19 protein-coding genes are annotated in these 22643 nt (G+C 66.9%); 12 read left to right on the top strand and 7 right to left on the bottom strand.

The window, feature by feature from the left end:
- The 6 genes from whiA to secG all read left to right on the top strand — a co-directional run bounded on the left by whiA (position 1) and on the right by secG (position 5561).
- Positions 1-981, top strand: coding sequence for a DNA-binding protein WhiA (gene whiA / locus EV380_RS05390; protein ID WP_102157521.1), 981 nt, complete (start codon positions 1-3; stop codon positions 979-981).
- A 106-nt stretch (positions 982-1087) separates the two neighbouring features.
- Positions 1088-1717: a superoxide dismutase gene (locus EV380_RS05385; RefSeq protein ID WP_130449850.1), complete on the top strand. Its 630-nt coding sequence runs from the start codon at positions 1088-1090 to the stop codon at positions 1715-1717.
- A gap of 474 nt (positions 1718-2191) precedes the next feature.
- Positions 2192-3205, top strand: a complete 1014-nt coding sequence (gene gap, locus EV380_RS05380) for a type I glyceraldehyde-3-phosphate dehydrogenase (protein WP_102158372.1) — start codon at positions 2192-2194, stop codon at positions 3203-3205.
- 24 nt (positions 3206-3229) lie between these two features.
- Complete coding sequence (locus EV380_RS05375) at positions 3230-4459, top strand: phosphoglycerate kinase (protein WP_130449848.1); 1230 nt, start codon at positions 3230-3232, stop codon at positions 4457-4459.
- A gap of 1 nt (position 4460) precedes the next feature.
- Entirely contained in the window at positions 4461-5276 is an 816-nt protein-coding gene (gene tpiA, locus EV380_RS05370; RefSeq protein ID WP_102158374.1) for a triose-phosphate isomerase, read from the top strand.
- A gap of 33 nt (positions 5277-5309) precedes the next feature.
- The gene (gene secG / locus EV380_RS05365) at positions 5310-5561 is read left to right on the top strand and encodes a preprotein translocase subunit SecG (protein ID WP_102158375.1); all 252 of its coding nucleotides are present in this window, start codon (positions 5310-5312) and stop codon (positions 5559-5561) included.
- 77 nt (positions 5562-5638) lie between these two features.
- Here secG and EV380_RS05360 read toward each other — a convergent pair whose 3' ends face one another.
- The 5 genes from EV380_RS05360 to tkt all read right to left on the bottom strand — a co-directional run bounded on the left by EV380_RS05360 (position 5639) and on the right by tkt (position 13161).
- Positions 5639-6580 carry a glucose-6-phosphate dehydrogenase assembly protein OpcA gene (locus EV380_RS05360; protein WP_102158419.1) on the bottom strand — a complete coding sequence of 314 codons (942 nt, stop codon included), beginning with the start codon at positions 6578-6580 and terminating at the stop codon, positions 5639-5641.
- Entirely contained in the window at positions 6577-8124 is a 1548-nt protein-coding gene (gene zwf, locus EV380_RS05355) for a glucose-6-phosphate dehydrogenase (RefSeq protein ID WP_130449846.1), read from the bottom strand. Before zwf ends, EV380_RS05360 begins: the two co-directional genes overlap by 4 nt.
- A gap of 77 nt (positions 8125-8201) precedes the next feature.
- Positions 8202-9821, bottom strand: coding sequence for a glucose-6-phosphate isomerase (locus tag EV380_RS05350; protein WP_130449844.1), 1620 nt, complete (start codon positions 9819-9821; stop codon positions 8202-8204).
- A gap of 4 nt (positions 9822-9825) precedes the next feature.
- Positions 9826-10944 carry a transaldolase gene (gene tal / locus EV380_RS05345; protein ID WP_130449842.1) on the bottom strand — a complete coding sequence of 373 codons (1119 nt, stop codon included), beginning with the start codon at positions 10942-10944 and terminating at the stop codon, positions 9826-9828.
- Between the two features lie 39 nt (positions 10945-10983).
- Positions 10984-13161, bottom strand: coding sequence for a transketolase (gene tkt / locus EV380_RS05340; RefSeq protein ID WP_130449840.1), 2178 nt, complete (start codon positions 13159-13161; stop codon positions 10984-10986).
- A 230-nt stretch (positions 13162-13391) separates the two neighbouring features.
- Here tkt and EV380_RS05335 point away from each other — a divergent pair, with 230 nt between their 5' ends.
- The 5 genes from EV380_RS05335 (at position 13392) to pdxS (ending at position 18872) form a co-directional block, all read left to right on the top strand.
- Positions 13392-14375, top strand: a complete 984-nt coding sequence (locus EV380_RS05335; RefSeq protein WP_102158380.1) for a heme o synthase — start codon at positions 13392-13394, stop codon at positions 14373-14375.
- A 194-nt stretch (positions 14376-14569) separates the two neighbouring features.
- Positions 14570-16573 carry a threonine--tRNA ligase gene (gene thrS / locus EV380_RS05330; RefSeq protein ID WP_102158381.1) on the top strand — a complete coding sequence of 668 codons (2004 nt, stop codon included), beginning with the start codon at positions 14570-14572 and terminating at the stop codon, positions 16571-16573.
- A 3-nt stretch (positions 16574-16576) separates the two neighbouring features.
- Positions 16577-17170, top strand: coding sequence for an HIT family protein (locus EV380_RS05325; RefSeq protein ID WP_242607511.1), 594 nt, complete (start codon positions 16577-16579; stop codon positions 17168-17170).
- 8 nt (positions 17171-17178) lie between these two features.
- Complete coding sequence (pgsA, locus tag EV380_RS05320; RefSeq protein WP_130449838.1) at positions 17179-17808, top strand: phosphatidylinositol phosphate synthase; 630 nt, start codon at positions 17179-17181, stop codon at positions 17806-17808.
- Between the two features lie 155 nt (positions 17809-17963).
- The gene (gene pdxS / locus EV380_RS05315; RefSeq protein ID WP_102158383.1) at positions 17964-18872 is read left to right on the top strand and encodes a pyridoxal 5'-phosphate synthase lyase subunit PdxS; all 909 of its coding nucleotides are present in this window, start codon (positions 17964-17966) and stop codon (positions 18870-18872) included.
- Between the two features lie 73 nt (positions 18873-18945).
- On the opposite strand, the gene EV380_RS05310 is transcribed toward pdxS, so the two are convergent.
- Together EV380_RS05310 and EV380_RS05305 are read right to left on the bottom strand one after the other, a co-directional pair.
- A complete protein-coding gene (locus EV380_RS05310) occupies positions 18946-19740 on the bottom strand; it encodes an N-acetyltransferase (protein WP_130449836.1) in 795 nt (264 codons plus the stop codon).
- A gap of 36 nt (positions 19741-19776) precedes the next feature.
- Complete coding sequence (locus EV380_RS05305) at positions 19777-21783, bottom strand: M3 family metallopeptidase (protein WP_130449834.1); 2007 nt, start codon at positions 21781-21783, stop codon at positions 19777-19779.
- 154 nt (positions 21784-21937) lie between these two features.
- Here EV380_RS05305 and pdxT point away from each other — a divergent pair, with 154 nt between their 5' ends.
- Positions 21938-22642: a pyridoxal 5'-phosphate synthase glutaminase subunit PdxT gene (gene pdxT, locus EV380_RS05300; protein ID WP_130452096.1), complete on the top strand. Its 705-nt coding sequence runs from the start codon at positions 21938-21940 to the stop codon at positions 22640-22642.
- Position 22643 lies beyond the last annotated feature (1 nt).

Genomic DNA, 22643 nt, shown 5'->3' with positions numbered 1-22643 from the left:
ATGGCATTGACCGCGTCGGTCAAGGACGAGCTGGCACGGCTCGACATCAAGAAGTCCTCGGAGCGTAAGGCCGAGGTGTCCTCCACGCTGCGCTTCGCGGGAGGCCTGCACATCATCTCCGGGCGGATCGTCATCGAGGCGGAGCTCGACCTTGCTGCGTCTGCGCGGCGGCTGCGTCAGAACATCGCCGAGGTCTACGGCCACCAGGCGGAGATCATCGTTGTCTCCGGCGGCGGGCTTCGGCGCGGTAATCGCTACGTCGTGCGCGTCGTGCGAGAGGGGGAGGCGCTTGCGCGGCAAACCGGACTGCTCGACGGCCGTGGCCGGCCGGTCCGTGGGCTGCCATCGGTCATCGTCAACGGTTCGGCGGCCGACGCTGAGGCGGTATGGCGCGGTGCCTTCCTGGCCCACGGTTCGCTCACCGAGCCCGGGCGGTCGTCTGCGCTCGAGATCACGTGCCCCGGCCCCGAGGCTGCGCTCGCGCTCGTCGGCGCCGCACGCCGCTTAGGGCTCGTGGCCAAGGCCCGCGAGGTCCGCGGTGTCGATCGGGTCGTCATCCGCGACGGCGATTCCATCGCGGCACTCCTCACGCGTATGGGCGCCCACGAGACACTGCTGACGTGGGAGGAGCGGCGGATGCGCAAGGAGGTCCGCGCCACCGCCAACCGGCTGGCCAACTTCGATGACGCCAACCTGCGCCGGTCGGCACAGGCCGCCGTCGCAGCGGGCGCCCGCGTCGAGCGCGCGCTCGAGATCCTGGGTGACGATGTACCGGAGCACCTGAGCTACGCGGGTTCACTGCGCGTCGCCCACAAGCAGGCGAGCCTCGACGAGCTGGGCCGACTAGCCGAACCGCAGATGACCAAGGACGCCATCGCCGGTCGCATCCGCCGCCTGCTGGCCATGGCCGACAAGCGCGCGGTGGAACTCGGCATTCCGGGTACCGAAGACGTGGTGACAGCCGATATGTTGGACAACTGAGGGCGGTCGTCCACCGAGTACGACGCCTTCGTAACTGAGTCGCCGAAGCAAGCACGTATCAGCCACGTCCCGGGTGCGCAGAGCAGCCGGGGAAATGGAGGAGAACATGTCTGAGTACGCACTTCCCGAGTTGAACTACGATTACGCGGCGCTGGAGCCGAGCATCTCCGCTCGGATCATGGAGCTGCACCACTCGAAGCACCACGCCGCGTATGTCGCGGGTGCGAACACGGCTTTGGAGCAGATGGCCGAGGCGCGTGAGAAGGGCGAGTTCGGTGCGATTCCGAAGCTGTCCAAGGACCTCGCGTTCCACCTGGGTGGGCACACGAACCACTCGATCTTCTGGCAGAACCTCTCGCCCGAGGGTGGGGACAAGCCGGTGGGTGAGCTGGCGGCGGCGATCGATGACGCGTTCGGTTCGTTCGACGCGTTCCGTGGCCACTTCACGGCGGCGGCGATGAGCCTGCAGGGTTCGGGTTGGGCGTTGCTGTCCTTCGAGGGGCTGGGTGGGAACCTGGTCATCGAGCAGCTCTACGATCAGCAGGGCAATGTGCCGGTGGCGTCGACGCCGTTGTTGATGCTGGATATGTGGGAGCACGCGTTCTACCTGGACTACGTGAACGTGAAGGCGGACTACGTCAAGGCGTTCTGGAACATCGTGAACTGGGCGGATGTGTCGGCGCGGTTCGAGGCGGCTCGTGCTGGTGCCAAGACGCTGATCACTCCGGGCGCTTAGGCGTCTTCTCTCCTGGGTGTTCCGGTGGTTTCCGGGGTGCTGTGGGGGAGTGGGGAGGCGGTCGTGGACCGGGGTTGATGCCCCGGACCGCGACCGCCTTCCGCGTGTCCGGCGCCTGTACGACGGCGGCGCGGCGGCCAACCGGACGATCCCGTGATCCAGGAATTGTTGCGGCATTCCTACGCGGTGTGATGCAGTTCCGGCTCCTAGGCGATAGGCTGGTAACTCGTGAGCCGTCAATAGCGACGCCTCCCGGAAGGATCCGGAGCAACTTCGATTCTTCTGTGGCCTGCATCACATCGTGCAGTAGGATGTGAACCAGGCAACTTGGTCACAGCACTTCTCAGTGGGTGACTGGACCGCCTAGCCAGCTCGAACTGGCGGCACAACGGAGTGTCCAATCTGACCGCTGGTCGCTCCGGCATTTTCATGCTGATTTCGAAGCGACCGCACATTCCGGCAAGGAGAAATCACGTGACAACTCGTGTAGGTATCAACGGCTTTGGACGCATCGGTCGCAACTTCCTGCGTGCCGCTAACGCAGCGGGCGCCGACTTCGAAATCGTCGCAGTCAACGACCTCGGCTCGATCGACGGCCTCGCCAACCTGCTGAAGTTCGACTCCGTCCTCGGTCGCTTCCCGGGCGAAATCACGGTCGACGGGAACCAAATCGTCATCGCCGGCAAGCCGGTCAAGGTGCTCTCCGAGCGCGACCCGGCGAACCTCGGCTGGGGCGACCTCGACGTCGACATCGTCATCGAGTCCACGGGCTTCTTCACCAAGGCCGAGGCCGCCAAGAAGCACCTCGAGGCTGGCGCCAAGAAGGTCATCATCTCCGCCCCGGCCTCCGACGAGGACATCACGATCGTGATGGGCGTGAACGACGACAAGTACGACCCGGCCGCACACGACATCATCTCCAACGCGTCGTGCACCACGAACTGCCTCGGCCCGATCGCCAAGGTCCTGAACGACGAGTTCGGTATCGAGCAGGGTCTCATGACCACGGTGCACGCCTACACGGCCGACCAGAATCTGCAGGACGGTCCGCACAGCGACCCGCGTCGTGCCCGCGCCGCGGCGCTCAACATGGTTCCGACCTCCACTGGTGCCGCCAAGGCCATCGGCCTGGTCCTGCCGGAGCTGAAGGGCAAGCTCGACGGCTTCGCTGTCCGCGTTCCGACCCCGACCGGCTCCCTGACCGACCTCACGGTCACCGTCGGCCGCGAAACCTCGGTCGAAGAGGTCAACGCCGCCTTCGCGAAGGCCGCCGAGGAGGGCCCGCTCAAGGGTCTGCTGAAGTACTCGGAGGACCCCTTGGTCTCCACCGACATCACCACTGACCCGCACTCGGCGATCTTCGACGCACCGCTGACGAAGGTCATCGGCAACACCGTCAAGGTCCTCGGCTGGTACGACAACGAGTGGGGCTACTCCAACCGCCTGGTCGACCTGACCGAATTCGTTGCGGCGAAGCTCGGTCGGTAAGGGCTGATCGGTTAGCCTCTTCATATGACTTCTCACACTCTCAACGACCTTCTCGCTGATGGTGTCCGTGGGCGGCACGTTCTGGTACGTAGTGACCTGAACGTGCCGCTCGACGGTTCTACCGTGACTGACGATGGTCGAATCCGCGCGTCCCTGCCCGTACTCACGAAGCTGACCGAAGCCGGCGCGCGCGTCATCGTGATGGCCCACCTCGGCCGCCCGAAGGGTGAGGTCGACCCCCGATTCTCCATCGCGCCGGCCGCCGAACGGCTGCGCGAGCTGGCGTCCTTCCCGGTCGAGATCGCGTCCGACACCACCGGAGAGGACGCGCTCGCACGTGCTTCCGCGCTGGCCGACGGCTCGGCCCTGCTCATCGAGAACGTGCGGTTCGACGCTCGGGAGACCAGCAAGGACGAGGCTGAGCGCACCGCATTCGCCCGCGAGCTCGTCGCCCTCACCGGGGAGAACGGGGCCTACGTGAACGACGCCTTCGGCGCCGTGCACCGCAAGCACGCGTCCGTGTTCGATGTGGCCTCGCTGCTGCCCGCCTACCAGGGCGACCTCGTCCACACCGAGGTGGAGGTGCTGAAGACCCTCACCGAGGCACCCAAGCGGCCGTACGTCGTCGTGCTGGGCGGTTCCAAGGTCTCCGACAAGCTGGCCGTGATCGAGAACCTGATGGGCCGTGCCGATCACCTCCTCATCGGCGGTGGCATGGTCTTCACGTTCCTCAAGGCGCTCGGCCACGAGGTGGGCTCCAGCCTCCTCGAAGAAGACCAGATCGAGAACGTCAAGGGCTACATCCAGCGGGCCAAGGAGCTCGGCTGCGAGATCGTCCTGCCGACCGACATCGTGATGGCGAGCAAGTTCGGTGCGGACGCCGAGCACGAGGTCGTAGCGGCCGAGGCGATGGAGTCCAGCGCGTTCGGCGCCGCGGGCCTCGGGCTCGACATCGGACCTGATTCCGGCGAGGCGTTCGCCAGCTTCATCCGCAGCGCCAACACCGTGTTCTGGAACGGACCCATGGGCGTCTTCGAGATCGAGGCCTTCGCCGGCGGCACGCGTGCCGTCGCCCAGGCCCTCGCCGATTCCGAGGCGTTCAGCGTCGTCGGCGGCGGCGACTCGGCTGCGGCCGTGCGCGGCCTCGGCTTCGCAGAAGACGACTTCGGCCACATCTCCACCGGTGGCGGCGCCAGCCTCGAGTACCTCGAGGGCAAGGAACTGCCGGGCCTGACGGCCCTGGAAGGCAAGTGACATGACACAGAGCAAGAACGGCGAATTCGTTCGCCGCCCGCTGATCGCGGGCAACTGGAAGATGAACATGGACCACGTCCAGGGCATCACGCTGCTGCAGAAGCTCGCGTGGACGCTCGACGACGCCAACCACGACCACAACCGCGTGGAGGTGGCCGTCTTCCCGCCGTTCACCGACCTGCGCGGCGTGCAGACTCTCGTGGCCGGCGACGACCTCGACGTCGTCTACGGCGGTCAGGACCTCTCGCAGCACGACTCCGGCGCCTACACGGGCGACATCTCGGGCCAGTTCCTGAACAAGCTCGGCTGCCGCTACGTGCTCGTGGGCCACTCGGAGCGCCGCAGTGTGCACCAGGAGTCGGATGAGACCCTGCGCGCGAAGGTCGAGGCGGCCTACCGTCACGACCTCGTCCCGGTGCTCTGTGTCGGCGAAGGACTTGAGATCCGTCAGGCGGGAACGCATGTCGAGCACACCCTCGAGCAGCTGCGCGCCGACGTCGACGGACTCGACGCCGAGAAGGTGGCAACGCTCGTCGTGGCCTACGAGCCCGTCTGGGCCATCGGCACAGGTGAGGTCGCAGGTCCGGAGGACGCACAGGAGATGTGCGCCGCCATTCGCGCCGAACTCACGAAGCTCTACGACGCCGACACCGCAGAGAAGGTCCGCCTGTTGTACGGTGGATCGGTGAAGGGCCAGAACGCGGCCGCGATCCTGCGCGAGCGCGACGTGGACGGTGTACTGGTCGGCGGTGCGAGCCTCGACGCTGGTGAGTTTGCTAGCATTGTCAGGTTCGAGAACCACCTGGTGACCGACTAGTCGCGAACAAGCGACGCATACTGAAAGGCCGACGTGGACGTACTGAAGATCACCCTGCAGGTCCTGCTGGGCATTACCAGCCTGCTGCTCATCATGCTCGTGCTCCTGCACAAGGGGCGTGGCGGCGGCATGTCCGACATGTTCGGCGGCGGCATGACCAGCAACCTCAGCGCCTCCGGCGTTGCCGAGAAGAACCTGAACCGGATCACCGTGGGGATGGGCGTCTCCTGGGGTGCCATCGTCATCGCGCTCGGCCTGATCATGCGCTTCAGCGTCGAGTCGTAGTCCACTCGGCCTCCGGTCGGACAGCAAAAGGGTCGGCCCCCACCTTTTCGGTGGGGGCCGACCCTTTTGCTGTAAGGCTACCGCTCGGAAGAGGTGACGCTGCGCAGGTCCGTCTGGCGCAGCCCCTCGGACACGACCTCACCGAAGATCTCGTCCGGGTCGAGGCGCCGCAGCTCCTCGGACAGGCAGTCGGACAGTGGGCGCCGAGCCATCGAGATCCGCTGGACCGGCTGGTCCTGCTGATAGAGCTCGGCCACGTGCCCGTGCGGACGCGTCAGGACGACGTCGCCATCGGCCCGTGAGAGCCGCACGCTGCGGACGCCGGTGCCGGGGGTCGTCGAAGCGATGGTCACGGGGACCTTGAGTGCCAACGTGAGCCACGCCGCCAGCAGGTCCGTGCTCGAGGAGTCCGTGGCCCCCTTGACGGTGACCGCGGAGATTGTCTTCGGGTCCACTTGGTCGAGCACGGAGGCCAGCTGCGCCCGCCACAGGGTTATGCGGGTCCAGGCGAGATCAGTGTCGCCCGCAGTGTACTGACTGGAGATGCGCTGCAGGGCCGCCCGCGGCGCCGCTTCGGCCTGCGAGTCGGTGATCCGACGGTGCGCGATCCGACCGATCGGCGTCTTGCTGGCGTTCTCGGGGACGCCGTGCGGCCACCAGGCGACGATCGGCGCGTCGGGCAACAGCAGCCCGGCGACGAGGGCCTCATTGGTTGCGGCGAGCTCACCCTGGCCCTTCAGAACGATGACCTCGGATGCGCCGGCGTCGCCGCCGACACGGATCTGGGCATCCAGTCGGGTGTCCTGCTCTGAGGATCCCTCGACGACGACGATGATCCGGCAGGGGTGCTCGCGGCTTGCCAGATTGGCGGCCTCGATCGCCGGCTCCTCGAAGCCCTCGGTGGTCAGGACGACAAGCGTGAGCACTCGGCTCAATGCGACGACGCCGCCCGTCTCCCGAAGCTTCTGTAGTTCCTTGGCCACCTTCGAGGTGGTTGTCTGTTCCATGTCGACGATCATGGGCGACGCCACGTCCTTCCGTCTCGGGCCATGAGTTCATCCGCGCCGACAGGGCCCCAGCTTCCCGGCTCGTAGGGTTCGGGCTGAGCGTCGAGCCCGGCCCAGTGCTCCTCGAACGGATCGAGGATCTTCCACGAGAGCTCGACCTCCTCGTGGCGGGGGAACAACGGCGGCTCGCCCAGGAGGACATCGAGGATGAGGCGCTCGTACGCTTCCGGGCTCGACTCCGTGAACGAGTGGCCGTAGCCGAAATCCATCGTCACGTCGCGGACCTCCATCTGCGTGCCCGGCACCTTGGAGCCGAAGCGGATGGTGGCGCCCTCGTCGGGCTGCACACGGATGACGACGGCGTTCTGCCCGATGCTCGACTCGTTGTTGTCGCGGAAGAGCATGTTGGGTGCCCGCTTGAAGACGACGGCGATCTCGGTGACGCGGCGACCGAGCCGCTTGCCGGCACGCAGGTAGAACGGCACGCCGGCCCAGCGGCGGGTGTTGATGTCGAGCCGGATCGCAGCATAGGTTTCGGTCTTGGACTTGGGGTTGAAACCCTCCTCGTCCAGGAAGCCGACGACGTCCTCACCGCCCTGCCAGCCGCTCGTGTACTGCCCGCGGGCAGACGCCGTGGACAGGTCTTGAGGCAGTTCGACGGCGGCGAGCACCTTCTCCTTCTCGGCGCGCAGGTGGTTGGCGTCGAAGCTGATGGGTTCCTCCATGGCGGTGAGCGCCAGGAGTTGAAGGAGGTGATTCTGGATCACATCGCGAGCCGCGCCCACGCCGTCGTAGTAGCTGGCGCGGCCGCCGATCCCGATGTCCTCCGCCATCGTGATCTGCACGTGATCGACGTGGTTGGCATTCCAGATCGGCTCGAAGAGCTGGTTCGCGAAGCGCAGCGCCAAGAGGTTCTGCACCGTCTCCTTGCCGAGGTAGTGGTCGATGCGGAAGACGGAGTCGGAGGGGAAGACCTTCTCGACGATGCCGTTGAGTTCGCGCGCTGATTCGAGGTTGTGGCCGAACGGCTTCTCGATGACGACGCGGCGCCAAGCCTCCGTGTCGGCCTCCGCGGACTCCTTTGTTGCGAGGCCGTGGCGCGAGAGCTGCTCGCAGACCTGCTCGAACGAATTCGGGGGGATCGAGAGGTAGAAGGCGTGATTTCCGCGCGTTCCACGCGAACGCTCCAGCTCCTGAAGGGTCTCGCCGAGCTTGAGGAACGCCTCGTCGTCGTCGAAGCCTCCGGTGACGAAACGGAATCCGGAGGAGAGCTGCTGCCACACTGTCTCGTCGAATTCGGTGCGGGCGTTGGACTCGACCCAGGACCGGACCTCGGCGACGAACTCTTCGTTCGACCAGTCGCGACGTCCGAAACCGACGACGGCGAAGCTCGGCGGGAGCAGGCCACGGTTCGCCAGGTCGTACACGGCCGGGAGAAGCTTCTTACGTGCAAGATCGCCCGTGACGCCGAAGAACACGAGTGCCGATGGGCCGGCGATGCGGTTCAATCGGCGATCGCGTCGATCGCGCAGTGGGTTGCTCGTGCTGTATGCCATGAAGTGCTTTCCTGAGGCAGGCGGGCACCGTCTCGGTGCCCGCCTGCCTCATGTGTGAAAGGGAGTTGATTGCCAGGCTACTGCCCGGCGAGTCCTGCCAGTGCCGCCTCGAGCTGCTCGAGCCCCGCGGACCGGTCCGCCAGGTGCAGGCGCAGGACCGGTCGGCCGAGGTCGGCCAGCACAGTCGCGTCGCCGGCCGACTGGGCGGAGATCAACTGGCCGAAGGTGAAGGGCCGCTCAGGGATCTCCACGTCGGTGTCGTTCGCCCCGGTGATCTGCAGGTAGACGCCGACCCGAGGTCCGCCCTTGTGGAACTGGCCGGTCGAGTGCAGGAACCGGGGGCCCCAGCCGAACGTCACCGGACGCCCCGCGGTCGCGGCCAGGCGCTGGCGGAGCGAGGCCAGCGGTGCAGCACCGATCCGGTCCAGATAGGCCTGGACGCTGAGGTAGTCCTCGGTACCGAGCTCGCCGAGCAGCCGGCGCAGGCCCTCCTCGAGGGTGCTCACGCCGTCGAGCAACCCCTCGGTGCCGCGGAGTTCCACGGCACCGTCGACGACCTGAGCCGGTACCGGCTCGGGCTGTTCGTCGAGGAGCCCGCGGGCCGCGACCTTCGCCGCCTCCACATCCGGCTGGTCGAAGGGGTTGATGCCCAGCAGGCGGCCGGCCACGACGGTCGCGACCTCCCACAAAAGCATCTGGCTGCCCAGCGACCCGGAGACGCGGACCTCGTTGGAGGCGTCGCCGGCCGTTGTGTCGTCCTCGCCGTTGACGAGGCGCACCACGAGCAAGTCGTCGGCGCCCTCGAGCTCGGGCGCACCCGGCTCGACCACGACCGGCAGGACGCCGGTCCCGAGCTTGCCGGTTGATTCCGCAATCAGCTGCTCGATCCAGTCGGCGAATCCGACGATTCCCGAGCCTTCGTCGACGAAGACGATCTTGTCGCGCAGGGGAGCGGTGCCACCCAGAGCGGCGCCGAGCGCGAGACCGATGTTGTCGGCGTCGTCCTCGCGCAGGAATTCGGCAGCCTCCTCAGCGTCCGCGAGCAAACCCGCGATGTCGACGCCGGCCAGGCCCGACGGCACGAGACCGAAGGCGGTCAGCGCCGAGTAGCGTCCGCCGACCTCGGGGTTCGCGTTGAAGACCGCACGGTAGCCGGCTTCCCGGGACATCTTGTCCATGGGGGAGCCCGGGTCGGTGACGATCACGATGCGTCGTGCCGCGTCGAGCCCGGCGTCGGCGAAGGCCTTCTCGAAGACGCGGCGCTGGGAATCGGTCTCGACCGTCGAACCCGACTTGGAGGACACGACGAGCACGGAGGATTCGAGGCGGTCCGCCAGTGCGGCCGCGACCATGTCGGGATCCGTGCTGTCGAGGACGATGAGCTCAACGCCCGCGGTCGCCGTGATGACTTCGGGCGCCAGCGATGAGCCGCCCATCCCGGCGAGCACCACCCGGTCGACACCCTCAGTGCGGAGTTCGTCGCGCAGCGCCGTGATGTCATCGATCAGCCCGCGGGACTCCGCGAAGAGGTCCACCCAGCCGAGGCGGATGGACGATTCGGCCTCGGCCTCAGGGCCCCACAGCGTTGCGTCCTTCGCGAACAGCCGCGAGGCGACCCGGTCGTCGACGAGCTGCGGCACGTGGGCGTCAGCCGCGGCGCGTGCCTCACCCGTCGCCTGGAACTCGAGGGAACTCATCGGATCAGGCCCCCTTGGCGGACTCGAGCGCCTGCCGAACGTCCTCGAGCAGTTCGTTCCATGCGACCGCGAACTTCTCGACGCCTTCGGTCTCCAGCTGGGCGACGACGTCGTTGTAGCTGATGCCCTGGGCGGCGAGGGCGTCCAGAATCTCGTTGGACTCCGCGTAGGTCCCGGTGACGGTGTCCCCGGTGACCTCGGCGTGGTCGGCGGTGGCGTTCAGCGTCTTCTCCGGCATCGTGTTGACGACGCCCGCCGCGGCCAGCTCGGTCACGTACAGCGTGTCGGGAAGGCTCGGGTCCTTGACGCCGGTCGAAGCCCACAGGGGGCGCTGGTGGTTGGCGCCCGCTGCTTCCAGAGTCGCCCAGCGCTCGGAGCCGAACTGCTCCTCGTAGACCTGGTAGGCCAGGCGTGCATTGGCCAGACCGGCCTTGCTCTTGAGCGCTGCGGCCTCAGCCGTGCCGAGGTTGTCGAGGCGCTTGTCGATCTCGGAGTCAACGCGCGAGACGAAGAACGAGGCAACGGAGTGGATCTTCGACAGGTCGTGGCCGTTCTCGCGGGCCTGCTCGAGGCCCTCCATGAAGGCGTTGATCACGGCGCGGTAGCGGTCGAGCGAGAAGATCAGGGTCACGTTGACACTGATTCCCTCAGCGATTGTCGCGGTGATCGCCTCCAGGCCCTCGAGCGTGGCCGGGATCTTGATCATGACGTTCTCGCGGCCGACCTTGGCGTAGAGCTTCTTGGCCTCCTCCGCGGTGGCGGCCGTCTCGGCTGCCAGGCGGGGGTCGACCTCGAGCGAGACGCGGCCGTCGTAGCCGTTGGAGGAGGCGTAGATGTCGGCGAAGACATCGCAGGCGGCGGCGACGTCGGCCGTGGTGATCTCGAAGATCGCCTCCTCGACGTCGGCGCCAGCCGCGGCCAGTTCCTTGACCTGGGCGTCGTAGGCGTCGTTGCCGCCGGCGACGGCCGCGGCGAAGATGGCGGGGTTGGTCGTCACACCGACGACGTTCTTCTCGCTGATCAGTTCCTGCAGGGAGCCGCTGTTGAGCCGCTCGCGGGACAGATCGTCGAGCCAGATGGAAACCCCGGCCTTGGAGAGTGCTGCGGTATTCGGGTTGCTCATGGTGAAATCCTTTTCTTTTCGCTGATGCGAGTCGGGAGGCTACTTCGAAGCAGCGATGGAGTCCTTGGCAGCCGCGACGACGGCCTCGGACGTGAGGCCGAACTCGCGGTAGAGCGTCTTGTAATCTGCGGAGGCGCCGAAGTGGTCCAAGCCGATGGTGCGGCCTGCGTCGCCGACGAACTCGCGCCAGCCCAGCGTCGAACCGGCTTCGATCGAAACGCGTGCCTTGACTGCTTCGGGCAGGACGGACTCGCGGTACGCGGCGTCCTGCTTGTTGAACCACTCGACGGACGGGAGGGACACCACACGCGCGGCCACGCCGTCGGCCGAGAGGGCTTCGCGCGCCTCGACGGCGATTTCGACCTCGGAGCCGGTAGCCAGCAGGAGCACGTCCGGCGTGACCGGGTTGCCGTCGGCGTCGAGCGCGTCGGCCAGGGTGTAGCCACCCTTGGCCACGCCCGAGACGTCGCCGAATCCGGCGGCGCTACGGTCGAAGACGGGCAGGTTCTGCCGGGTCAGCACGATGCCGGCCGGGTTTTCGTTGTTCTCGAGAATCGTCTTCCACGCCCAGGCGACCTCGTTGGCGTCGGCCGGCCGGACGACGTCGAGGTTCGGGATCGCACGAAGGCTGGCGAGCTGCTCGATCGGCTGGTGCGTCGGCCCGTCCTCGCCGAGGCCGATGGAGTCGTGCGTCCAGACGAAGATCGACGGGACGCCCATGAGCGCCGCCAGGCGGATGGCCGGACGCTGGTAGTCGGAGAAGATGAGGAAGGTGCCGTTGAAGGCTCGCGTCTTCGAGGAGAGCACGATGCCGTTGGTGATGGCCGCTGCCGCGTGCTCGCGGATGCCGAAGTGCAGGACACGCCCGTAGGGATCGCCGCTCCACTTGTCGGTCGAACGCGAGGCCGGGATGAACGACTTGGCGCTCTCGATCGTCGTGTTGTTGGAGCCGGCCAGGTCGGCGGAACCGCCCCAGAGCTCGGGGAGGACCTCGGCGATGGCATTGATGACCTTGCCCGAGGCGGAACGGGTCGCGATCGAGGAGCCGGCCTCGAAGACGGGCAGACTGGTCTCCCAGCCGTCCGGCAGTTCGCGCTTCTCAATGCGCTCGAGCAGCTGCTTGGCCTCGGGATTGGCGGCGCTCCAGGCCTCGAAGGAAGCGTTCCACGCCTCGTGGGCGGCCTGTCCGCGGTCGACGACCTGACGGGCGTGGGCGAGGATCTCGTCCTCGATGACGAAGGACTGCTCCGGGTCGAAGTTCAGGACCTTCTTGAGACCGGCCAGCTCTTCGCCGCCGAGCTTGGAGCCGTGGATGCCGCCGGTGTTCTGCTTCGTCGGGGACGGGAAGCCGATCACGGTGCGCAGCGAGATGATCGACGGGCGGGAGGTCTCGGCCTTCGCAGCGGTCAGCGCGGCGTCGAGACCGGCGATGTCCTCGACGTACTCGCCGGATTCGGTCCAGTCGACGCGCTGGGTGTGCCAGCCGTAGGCCTCGTAGCGCTTGAGAACGTCCTCGGTGAACGCGACATCGGTGTCATCCTCGATGGAGATCTTGTTGTCATCGTAGATGACGACGAGGTTGCCGAGCTCCTGGTGGCCGGCGAGCGAGGAGGCCTCGGACGTGACGCCCTCCTGCAGGTCTCCGTCGGAGGCGATGACCCAGACCGTGTGGTCGAACAGGCTCTCGCCCGCCGGCGTCTCCGGGTCCAGCAGGCCGCGCAGACGGCGCTGGCCGTAGGCGAAACCGACGGCGGAGGCCAGGCCCTGCCCGAGCGGACCCGTCGTGATCTCGACACCGGTTGTGTGGCCGTACTCCGGGTGGCCCGGCGTCTTGGCTCCCCACGTGCGCAAGGCTTCGATGTCCTCCATCTCGAGACCGTAGCCCGAGAGGAAGAGCTGCAGGTAGAGCGTCAGGGAGGTGTGCCCGGGGGAGAGGACGAAGCGGTCGCGTCCCGCCCAGTCGGGGTCCTTGGGATCGTGACGCATGTGCTTCTGGAACAGCAGGTACGCCGCTGGAGCCAGGCTCATCGCGGTTCCCGGGTGGCCGCTGCCGACCTTCTCTACGGCATCCGCAGCCAATACGCGGATCGTGTCAACTGCACGCTCGTCCGTCTGCGTCCAGGACAACTCGGCAACTTCCGTCTGTGGCGCCACGATGTGGTTCCTCTCTTGAGAGCTTAAGATTTGTCGCCGGAGGGGAACACGGCGACTCGGCATCGCCTACCCTGGACAGGGCCTTCGTTGGCTCCGGCGCGTGCTCCCCACCATAGCCCGTTCACGTCACACTCGCGCTCATATGACCGAGGGTTTAGCGCGCGTCTCCGCTCAGAGCGAAGCCGTCCTTCCATCGCTGGAATCGTGCGTCCGATTCTGCCGGCTGATTTCTACAAGTCGTAAAAGGGTATGATGGTCGTGTCTGTCCGTTACCCCGCAGAGAACTGAGTGGCATGTCCGTGAAGTCCGTTGTCAGCGACGATACGCACGTTGGACGCGCGCGTCGTCAGTCGAACGAAACGTTCGGCGAGTTCACGAAGCGCAAGTCGGGCGCCTATCTTGCCCTGACGAAGCCGCGTGTCATTGAACTGCTGCTCGTCACCACCCTGCCGACCATGATCTTCGCCGAGCGCGGGTTCCCGAGTGTCGGCCTGATCCTCGTGACTCTCCTCGGGGGCGGCATGGCCGCAGGCGCTTCCGGTGCCTTCAATTGTTACATCGACCGCGAAGCGGACAAGCTGATGCGCCGCACGCAGGGGCGCCCTCTGGTGACTGGGGACGTGACGCCGCGGGAGGCCCTCATCTTCTCGTGGGTTCTCGCGGTGACGTCGATCGTCATCCTCTGGGCCGGGGCCAATCTGCTCACCGCAGGGCTCGGCGTCGCGGCCATCCTGCTCTACGTCGTCTTCTACACCCTGATCCTCAAGCGGCGCACCGCCCAGAACATCGTGTGGGGCGGTATCGCCGGCTGCATGCCCGTACCGATCGCTTGGGCCGCTGTCACCAACACGCTCGAGTGGCCCGTCCTGGTGCTGTTCCTGATCATCTTCCTGTGGACTCCGCCACACTATTGGCCGCTGTCCATGAAGTATTCGGAGGACTACCTGGCCGCACGGATCCCGATGCTCGGGGCCATCGCCGGGGCGCGCACCGTCTCGGTGCAGGTCGTCCTCTACGCGTGGGCAACCGTCGCCTGCTCCCTGCTGCTCGCCCCGATGGGTTATGCCGGGATCGTCTACACGGTCCTCGCCGCGGTGGCCGGGGCCTGGTTCATCTTCGAGTCCCACGTTCTCTACCGTGAGGCTCAGCGCGAGCACGAGCCGGCCGAGATGAACAAGAAGGCCATGAAGGTCTTCCACATCTCCATCACCTACCTCACCATCGTCTTCGTCGCCCTCGCGATCGACCCGTTCGTCGGCCAGCCGCTCTTCGGCTGACACTGACGCGATTCACCTGGCGGTTCGACGACGCCGACACACCTCGCGCGAGCGCCCTCCCGTCCCGGCCGGCGTGGCGCGTCGTGCCTGATTCGGTCCGGCTGCGAATCAACGGTTAAGCTGACTGTCGGCTGGCTGTGGTCCACGTATGCCACAAGTCATGAAGCCCCACTTTGAAACTGAGGAGACCGACCGTGTCAGAACAGATCACCTTGACGATTGACGGCGAAACGCACGAGGTGACCGCTGGCACCACCGGCGCGGAGCAGTTCCGCGACCGGAAGGACGTCGTCGTCATGCGGGTCGACGGCGCGTTGCAGGACCTCAGTCGCCACCTCGTGGCCGGTTCAACGGTCGAGCCCGTGACCATCGACTCCGAAGACGGGTTGAATGTCCTCCGTCACTCCACGGCCCACGTCATGGCCCAGGCGGTTCAGGAGCTCCGACCCGACGCGAAGCTGGGCATCGGTCCCTACATCAAGGACGGCTTCTACTTCGACTTCGATGTCGAGGACCCGTTCACGCCCGAGGACCTGAAAACGCTCGAAAAGATGATGCTCAAGATCGTCAACAAGAGCCAGCTGTTCTCCCGCCGTGTGGTCACGGAGTCCGAAGCCCGGGAAGCGATGGCCGACGAGCCATACAAGCTGAAGCTGATGGACAAGGCCGATGAGGCCGACGAGGCCGGCGAAGGTGTCAACGTCGAGGTCGGTGCCGGCGAGATCACCATCTACGACAACGTCGACCGCAAAACGGGCGAGACCGTCTGGTGCGACCTCTGCCGCGGCCCCCACCTGCCGAACACGAAGTTGATCTCGAACGCCTTCGCGCTGACGCGCAGCGCCGCGGCCTACTGGCTCGGCAGCGAGAACAACAAGCAGCTGCAGCGCATCTACGGAACGGCGTGGCCGACCAAGGCCGAGCTCAAGGCCTACCAGGACCGTATCGCTGAGGCCGAGCGTCGCGATCACCGCAAGCTCGGCGCCGAGCTCGACCTCTTCTCCTTCCCGGACGAGCTCGGCTCGGGTCTGCCCGTGTTCCATCCCAAGGGCGGCGTCATCCGCAAGGCCATGGAGGACTACTCCCGCCAGCGCCACACGGAGGCCGGCTACGAGTTCGTCTACACCCCGCACATCACCAAGGGCCACCTCTACGAGGTCTCCGGCCACTTGGACTGGTACCGGGACGGCATGTTCCCGGCCATGCACATCGACGAGACCCGCGACGAGAGCGGTGCGATCGTCAAGCCCGGCCAGGACTACTACCTGAAGCCGATGAACTGCCCGATGCACAATCTCATCTTCGGGTCGCGCGGCCGCTCGTACCGCGAACTGCCGTTGCGACTGTTCGAATTCGGCCAGGTCTACCGTTACGAGAAGTCCGGCGTCGTACACGGCCTGACTCGAGTTCGCGGCATGACCCAGGACGACGCGCACATCTACTGCACGCGCGATCAGATGAAGGACGAGCTGACCACCACGCTGAACTTCGTGCTGGGACTGCTCAAGGACTACGGGCTGGACGACTTCTACTTGGAGCTCTCCACCAAGAACCCCGACAAGTACGTCGGCGCCGACGAGGTCTGGGATGAGGCCACGCGTACGCTCGCCGAGGTCGCCGAGGCGTCCGGGCTCGAGCTCGTGCCGGACCCGGGTGGAGCGGCGTTCTACGGTCCCAAGATCTCCGTCCAGGCACGCGATGCCATCGGCCGCACGTGGCAGATGTCGACGATTCAGCTCGACTTCAACCTGCCGGAACGCTTCGAGCTCGAGTTCCAGGCGGCCGACGGAAGCCGCCAGCGCCCGGTCATGATCCACCGCGCGCTCTTCGGGTCGATCGAGCGCTTCCTTGGTGTGCTGACCGAGCACTACGCCGGCGCGTTCCCCGCGTGGCTGTCCCCGGTGCAGGTGCGGGCGATCCCGGTCGCCGACGCGTTCGACGACTACGTCTGGGGCGTCGTCGAGAAGCTGCGCGCCCGCGGAATTCGGGCCGAGGCGGACCTCTCGTCTGACCGGTTCCCGAAGAAGATCCGCAACGCGTCCAAGGACAAGGTGCCCTTCACGCTGATCGCCGGCGGCGAGGACGCGGAGGCCGGGGCCGTGTCCTTCCGCTTCCGCGACGGCAGCCAGGACAACGGCATCGCCATCGACGAGGCCATCGAACGAATCGTAGAGGCTGTCGAAAACAGGGAGGCGTAAGCCTTGGACGAGCGATCCGCTGAACCCGGGCCGGCGTCGTCGGGTTATCCCGGCGACGCCGAGGCGACCGACGACTTCGAGCTGGCAGGAGTCCCGGACAGCTTCCAGCGGCTCTGGACGCCGTACCGTATGGCCTATGTCAAGGGAGGCCAGGGGCAGGTCAAAGACGAGGAGAGCTGCCCGTTCTGCCGTGGCCCGCAACGTGCCGATGAGGACTCGCTCATCGTGCACCGCGGGGAGACGGCGTTCGTCGTCCTGAACCTCTTCCCGTACAACCCCGGACACCTGCTGGTCTGCCCCTACCGGCACGTTCCGAACTACACGGACGTCACCGCCGATGAAACTGCGGAGATCGCCGCGCTCAGCCAGCATGCGATGCGCGCGCTCAGCGCCACGGCGAACCCGACCGGGTTCAACCTCGGGATGAACCAAGGCGAGTCCGGGGGAGCGGGCATCGCCGCCCACCTGCACCAGCACGTGGTCCCGCGCTGGGGCGGCGACGGCAATTTCTTCCCCGTCATCGCACAGACGAAGGCTGTCCCGGCGACGCTCTCGGACGTGCGCAAGCAGCTGGCCGACATTTGGGACTCGGTGTAGCGCCGGCCATGTTGAATACCTACGCTCGCGGGTTGTTCACGCGGATATTCACGCCGCTCGCGCGATGGCTCGTGGCCCGCTCCGTGACGCCGGACATGGTCACCATCGTCGGGACCATCGGCGTCATGATCGGCGCCCTCGTCCTGTATCCCCTGGGCTACCTCTTCATCGGGACCCTCGTGATCGCGGCGTTCGTCTTCGCCGACCTGCTCGACGGCACGATGGCCCGCCTGCCGGAATGGAAGGCACGCAGTGCCGGACGGCCCGAGTCCGGCCGGTGGGGGAGTTTCCTCGACTCCTCGCTCGACCGGCTGGCCGACGGTGCGATTTTCAGCGGCGTGGCCATCTGGTACTTCACCGCCGGGGACTCCACGGCCATCGGTATCGCATCTCTGGCGTGCATGTTCCTCGGAAGCGTTGTCTCCTATGTCCGGGCCAAAGCCGAATCGTTGGGGTGCAACGCCGAAGTCGGGATCGCCGAGCGCGCCGAGCGGCTCGTCGTGACGCTGACATTCGTCGGCCTGAGCGGCCTCGGACTTCCGGAATTCGTCCTCCTGGGCGTGCTGATTCTGCTCGCCGCGGCCAGCGCGGTCACGGTGGGCCAGCGGATGATGCACGTCCGCGCCCAGCTCGCCTGAGCCGGCGCGACGCGGGGCGACGCCGCGTGCGACAGCCCACGAGAGTTTCTTGTATGGTTCTCGTGTCACGGATCGTTATGTGACCACTCCGATCCCCGGGCAGGCTACGTAAGCTTGGGGACGCATCTCTCAACCCTTGTGAAAGGACGTAGTTCGTGTCCACCAACGAAGCCACGCAGGCGCCAGTCACCGGCAGCAATCGCGTGAAGCGCGGTATGGCCGAAATGCTGAAGGGCGGCGTCATCATGGACGTCGTCACGGCCGAACAGGCTCGTATCGCTGAAGACGCCGGCGCGGTCGCCGTCATGGCGCTTGAGCGGGTCCCCGCAGACATCCGGGCGCAGGGTGGCGTCTCGCGCATGTCGGACCCCGACATGATCCAGTCGATCATCGACACGGTCTCCATTCCGGTCATGGCCAAGGCCCGCATCGGCCACTTCGTCGAGGCCCAGGTCATCGAGTCGCTGGGCGTCGACTACATCGACGAGTCCGAGGTCCTCTCCCCGGCCGACTACACGAACCACATCGACAAGTGGAACTTCAAGGCCCCGTTCGTCTGCGGTGCGACCAACCTCGGTGAAGCGCTGCGTCGCATCAACGAAGGTGCCGCGATGATCCGCTCGAAGGGCGAGGCCGGCACCGGCGACGTCTCGAATGCGACGACGCATATGCGACAGATCCGTGCCGACATCCAGCGCTTGAGCTCGCTTCCGAAGGACGAGCTCTACGTCGCGGCCAAGGAGCTCCAGGCGCCCTACGAGCTCGTACGCGAGGTCGCCGAGACCGGCAAGCTGCCCGTCGTGCTCTTCACCGCGGGTGGCATCGCCACTCCGGCGGACGCTGCCATGATGATGCAGTTGGGCGCCGACGGCGTCTTCGTCGGTTCCGGAATCTTCAAGTCCGGCAACCCGGAGCAGCGCGCCAACGCCATCGTCAAGGCGACGACGTTCTACGATGACCCGAAGACCATCGCCGATGTCTCCCGCGGACTCGGCGAAGCCATGGTCGGGCTCAACGTCGACGAGATCCCCGAGCCGCACCGCCTCTCCGAGCGCGGCTGGTAAACCGCTCGTGGCGAATCGGGCCGGCCGGTGGCAGTTGCCACCGGCCGGCCCGACGTCGTTAGTACGCCCGCAGTCAGGCGGACAAGCGCAGGTGCCGGCCCCGTCCGAGGTGTTCCAGCCCGCACGCGGCAAAGAATTCCGACGACGCCGGCGCCGCCGCGGCCAGCACGGAAGGAGTCGGACGCTCGGCCTCGGAGCTGTCGGCCGCAGGCACCAGTGGGGCCGTCATGGCCCCGAGCAGGCCCGCGACGAGCTGCGACCCCACGCCCTGACGTCGGGCCGTGGCTGCCACTGCCAGACCGTGCAGCGAGACCGCCCCGTCAGCGCTGAACTGTGCGAATCCGCGCCCCGAGATGGAGCCGTCGCCTGCTCGGGCCACCGCGTGCTCGATGCGGCGATCCGCCGCCGGATGGCGCCGTCCGTTGTGGTGCCCCGGCGGGCGCCGCCAGGCGCGGGCAGTTTCGAGTTCGGCCGCTTCAGCACCTCCGGCCTCCGGCACGTCGGCCGTCACGCGGACGCGCCCCTCCCAGGCCGTCGGCCGGCCGCGCAGTGCCGTGTAGGACGGACGTCCCACGAACCACACGATCTGGGCCGCGTCACGGAACCCGGCTGTGCGCAGTCCCGCGTCGCCGGCAGCGGCGTTGAGCAGCGCATCGACGCGCCGCGCACCGAGCCTGGTGCCTTCAGCGAGACCGGGACGGATCCCGGCGTCGTCTGCCTGCTCCGGGAAGAGGAGCACGAGACGCGACCGCGTCGGCTGCCAGGCCCAGTCGCAGCCGTGCGTGGAGAAAACCTTGCCGCCGGTGGCCAGCGCCACGGCGCGCTCCCAATCGGCCTGTGCTGCCTGCGCAGCCTGGATCCCACTCACTGTGCTGTCCCTTCGAAGTACGCGAAGTGCTGGATTCTACTCGCCCAGCCCGCGGCGCGCGAGCAGCGGGCCGATCAACGGGTCGCGGCCCCGGAAGGCCCTGAACGAATCCAGCGGATCGCGCGTGTTGCCCCGCGAGAGAAGCTCGTCCCTGAAGTGCCGGCCGTTCTCGCGGCGCAGCCCGCCGTTCTCGGCGAACCATTCGACGGTGTCGGCGTCGAGGATCTCGCTCCAGATGTACGAGTAGTAGCCGGCGGAATAGCCCCCGTCGAAGATGTGCTTGAAGTAGCCGGTCCGGTAGCGCGCCGGCACGAATTCGGGGTCCAGCCCCGCATCGCGCAGCGCCCGATCCTCGAATTCGAGTGCGTCCTCGACCTCGTCGCCCGGGGCCAGCGAGTGCCACGCCAGGTCGAGCACGACGGCGGCCAGGTACTCGGTGGTGCTGAAACCCTCGCCCCAGTGCGCGGTCGCGTGGATCCTCGCGAGAGTCTCCGCGGGCAGCGGCTCGCCGGTCTCGACGTGCCGCGCGTAGTTCTCGATGATCTCCGGATGCAGGGCCCACATCTCGTTGACCTGCGAAGGATATTCGACGAAGTCTCGTGGCACGTTGGTTCCGGCCAGCTGGGCGTACGTCGCATCCGAGAACAGTCCGTGCAGCGCGTGACCGAACTCGTGGAACAGGGTGCGCACCTCATCGAGGGAGAGCAGGGAGGGCCCGGTGCCGGGGGAGGGCAGGTTGAGGGTGTTCGTGACGATCGGCAGTTCGCCGTGCGCCCGCACGCCATCGCGGATCGACGTCATCCACGCCCCGCCCGTCTTCGTCGGCCGCGCGAAGAAGTCGCCGAGGTAAAGGCCCAGAGCTGCGCCGTCGGCGTCCCGGACCTCCCAGACCCTGATGTCGGGGTGGTAGACAGGCAGGTCGAAGCGTTCGTGCAGCGAAATACCGTAGAGCCGGCCGGCAGCCTCGAAGACCCCCCGCTCCAGTACGGCGTCGAGCTCGAACCAAGGCCGCAGCGCAGTGGTGTCCAGGTCGAATCGGTCCCGCTTGACCAGGTTCGAGTAGTAGGCCCAGTCCCAAGGGTTGACAGGCAGGGACGCGTACTTCTCAAGCGTCGTGTGCTCCTCGCGTGCGTTGGCCACGGCCCGCTCCGCCAAGGCCGACACGCGCTCGTTGACGTCCACGAGCGACGGTGCCGTCTGCGCTTCGATCACGTATTCGGCGTGACTGGAGAATCCCAGCAGTCCGGCCCGTTCGGCACGCAGCAGAGCCATCTGGCGCGCTACCTCGAGCGTTCCGTGCTCCGCGGACTGGCCGCGCGTCACGCTGGCTTCGAAGATGCGCTTTCGGGACGCCGCCTGAGTGAGTCGTTCCAACGCGGGTTGCCCGGTGGGCAGGACCAGGGGGATGAGGTAGCCGCCCTCGAGGCCTGCCGTGTCCGCGGCCTGGGCTGCGGCAGCAACCTCCGGTTCGCTGAGCCCGCTGAGGTCCATGATGTCGTCGAAATGCACCGCGGCTGCATTCTGTCCGGCGAGCAGTCGGCGCGAGTACTCCGTGCCCAACCGCGCGAGCTCGGCATTGATCTCCCGCAGTCGCGGGAGGTCTTCGGCGGGCACCTCGACCCCGGCGTGCCGGAAGACGCGGAGGACCTCCTCGCGCAGACGGGCGTCCTCGCCCACGAGCCGGTCGCCGCCGGCCTGGCTCAGGCGCGCGTAGAGCTCCTGGTCAAGTCTGACCTCGTCGCTGTGCGCGGACACCAGCTGATCGATTCGTCCTGCGGCCTCGAGGATGTCGTCGGTGCCGTGGGCCGGTTTCACGCTGTTGAAGGCCTGCAGGGCCCGACGCAGTGTCTCCCCGGTCAAGGCGAACGCCTGGATCGTGTTCTCGAATGTCGCCGGGTCCTCAACCTCCAGCAGGCGCTGCAGTTCCGCGTTCTGTTCGTCGATTCCCACCTGGACCGCGTTCACGTAGTCCGCGGCCGTAAGCACCGCATAGTCGGGAATGCCGAAGGGCAGAACGCTGGGCTGAAGCAACGGATTACTCATGCTCCCAGCTTTTCACAGCCGGGCATGCGCGGCCTTCATATGCGCCGCGTGACATGCCATTGGGCGGGCCGAGTCCGCACACCGTAATGTAGGTCCGTCTGTTGGAGTCCAGAAAGTGACAAGTGAGAACATGACCGAAATGACCCGGGCGGCGATGGCAGCCCCTGCTGAGCAACCGCGTCGCCTCGCCGCGCCACGCGTCGGCGTGCTGGCGCTTCAAGGCGACGTGCGCGAACACGCCGTCGCTTTGCACGACGGCGGCGCCGACGTCGTCAAGGTGCGTCGGCCGAGCGAGCTCGACGACCTGGACGGCCTCGTGATCCCCGGTGGTGAGTCCACGGCGATCGACAAGCTGGCGCGGGCCTTCGGCATGATGGATCCCCTGCGCGAGAAGATCGCCCAGGGTTTCCCGGTCTACGGCTCCTGCGCGGGCATGATCCTGCTGGCCGACCGAGTCGCCGATCCTGCGTGCGACGGAGCGGGGCGGCCGCAGCAGACCTTCGGCGGCATCGACATGACCGTGCGGCGAAACGCCTTCGGGCGCCAGGTGGACTCCTTCGAGACCGAAGTCCCGATGCCGATTCTCGCCGGGGTTCAGGGCCACTCCTCGGCCAACGAACCCGAGTCGGTGCGCGCGGTCTTCATTCGCGCGCCTTGGGTGGAGTCCGTCGGTGCCGGTGTCCAGATCCTGGCGTCGGTCAACGAGCCGCACCACGACGAATCCGCGACCGAAGCCGAGGTCGCTAGAATCGTTGCAGTTCGATCGGGGAACCTGCTCGCGACGAGCTTCCACCCGGAGGTCACAGGCGAGCGCCGGATCCACCGACTTTTTATCCAGATGATCAGAGGAGAAGCTTAGG

It is taken from the genome of Zhihengliuella halotolerans, assembly GCF_004217565.1.
In the GTDB taxonomy this organism is placed as follows: domain Bacteria; phylum Actinomycetota; class Actinomycetes; order Actinomycetales; family Micrococcaceae; genus Zhihengliuella; species Zhihengliuella halotolerans.
This window is presented reverse-complemented; position numbering and strand designations above follow the sequence as displayed.

Excerpts from the sequence above, each read along its gene's own strand:
- whiA (WP_102157521.1), top strand. The coding sequence starts at position 1 with ATGGCATTGACCGCGTCGGTCAAGGACGAGCTGGCACGGCTCGACATC.
- EV380_RS05385 (WP_130449850.1), top strand. The coding sequence starts at position 1,088 with ATGTCTGAGTACGCACTTCCCGAGTTGAACTACGATTACGCGGCGCTG.
- EV380_RS05375 (WP_130449848.1), top strand. The coding sequence starts at position 3,230 with ATGACTTCTCACACTCTCAACGACCTTCTCGCTGATGGTGTCCGTGGG.
- tpiA (WP_102158374.1), top strand. The coding sequence starts at position 4,461 with ATGACACAGAGCAAGAACGGCGAATTCGTTCGCCGCCCGCTGATCGCG.
- EV380_RS05360 (WP_102158419.1), bottom strand. The coding sequence starts at position 6,580 with ATGATCGTCGACATGGAACAGACAACCACCTCGAAGGTGGCCAAGGAA.
- zwf (WP_130449846.1), bottom strand. The coding sequence starts at position 8,124 with ATGGCATACAGCACGAGCAACCCACTGCGCGATCGACGCGATCGCCGA.
- EV380_RS05350 (WP_130449844.1), bottom strand. The coding sequence starts at position 9,821 with ATGAGTTCCCTCGAGTTCCAGGCGACGGGTGAGGCACGCGCCGCGGCT.
- tal (WP_130449842.1), bottom strand. The coding sequence starts at position 10,944 with ATGAGCAACCCGAATACCGCAGCACTCTCCAAGGCCGGGGTTTCCATC.
- tkt (WP_130449840.1), bottom strand. The coding sequence starts at position 13,161 with ATGCCGAGTCGCCGTGTTCCCCTCCGGCGACAAATCTTAAGCTCTCAA.
- EV380_RS05335 (WP_102158380.1), top strand. The coding sequence starts at position 13,392 with ATGTCCGTGAAGTCCGTTGTCAGCGACGATACGCACGTTGGACGCGCG.
- pgsA (WP_130449838.1), top strand. The coding sequence starts at position 17,179 with ATGTTGAATACCTACGCTCGCGGGTTGTTCACGCGGATATTCACGCCG.
- EV380_RS05305 (WP_130449834.1), bottom strand. The coding sequence starts at position 21,783 with ATGAGTAATCCGTTGCTTCAGCCCAGCGTTCTGCCCTTCGGCATTCCC.
- pdxT (WP_130452096.1), top strand. The coding sequence starts at position 21,938 with ATGGCAGCCCCTGCTGAGCAACCGCGTCGCCTCGCCGCGCCACGCGTC.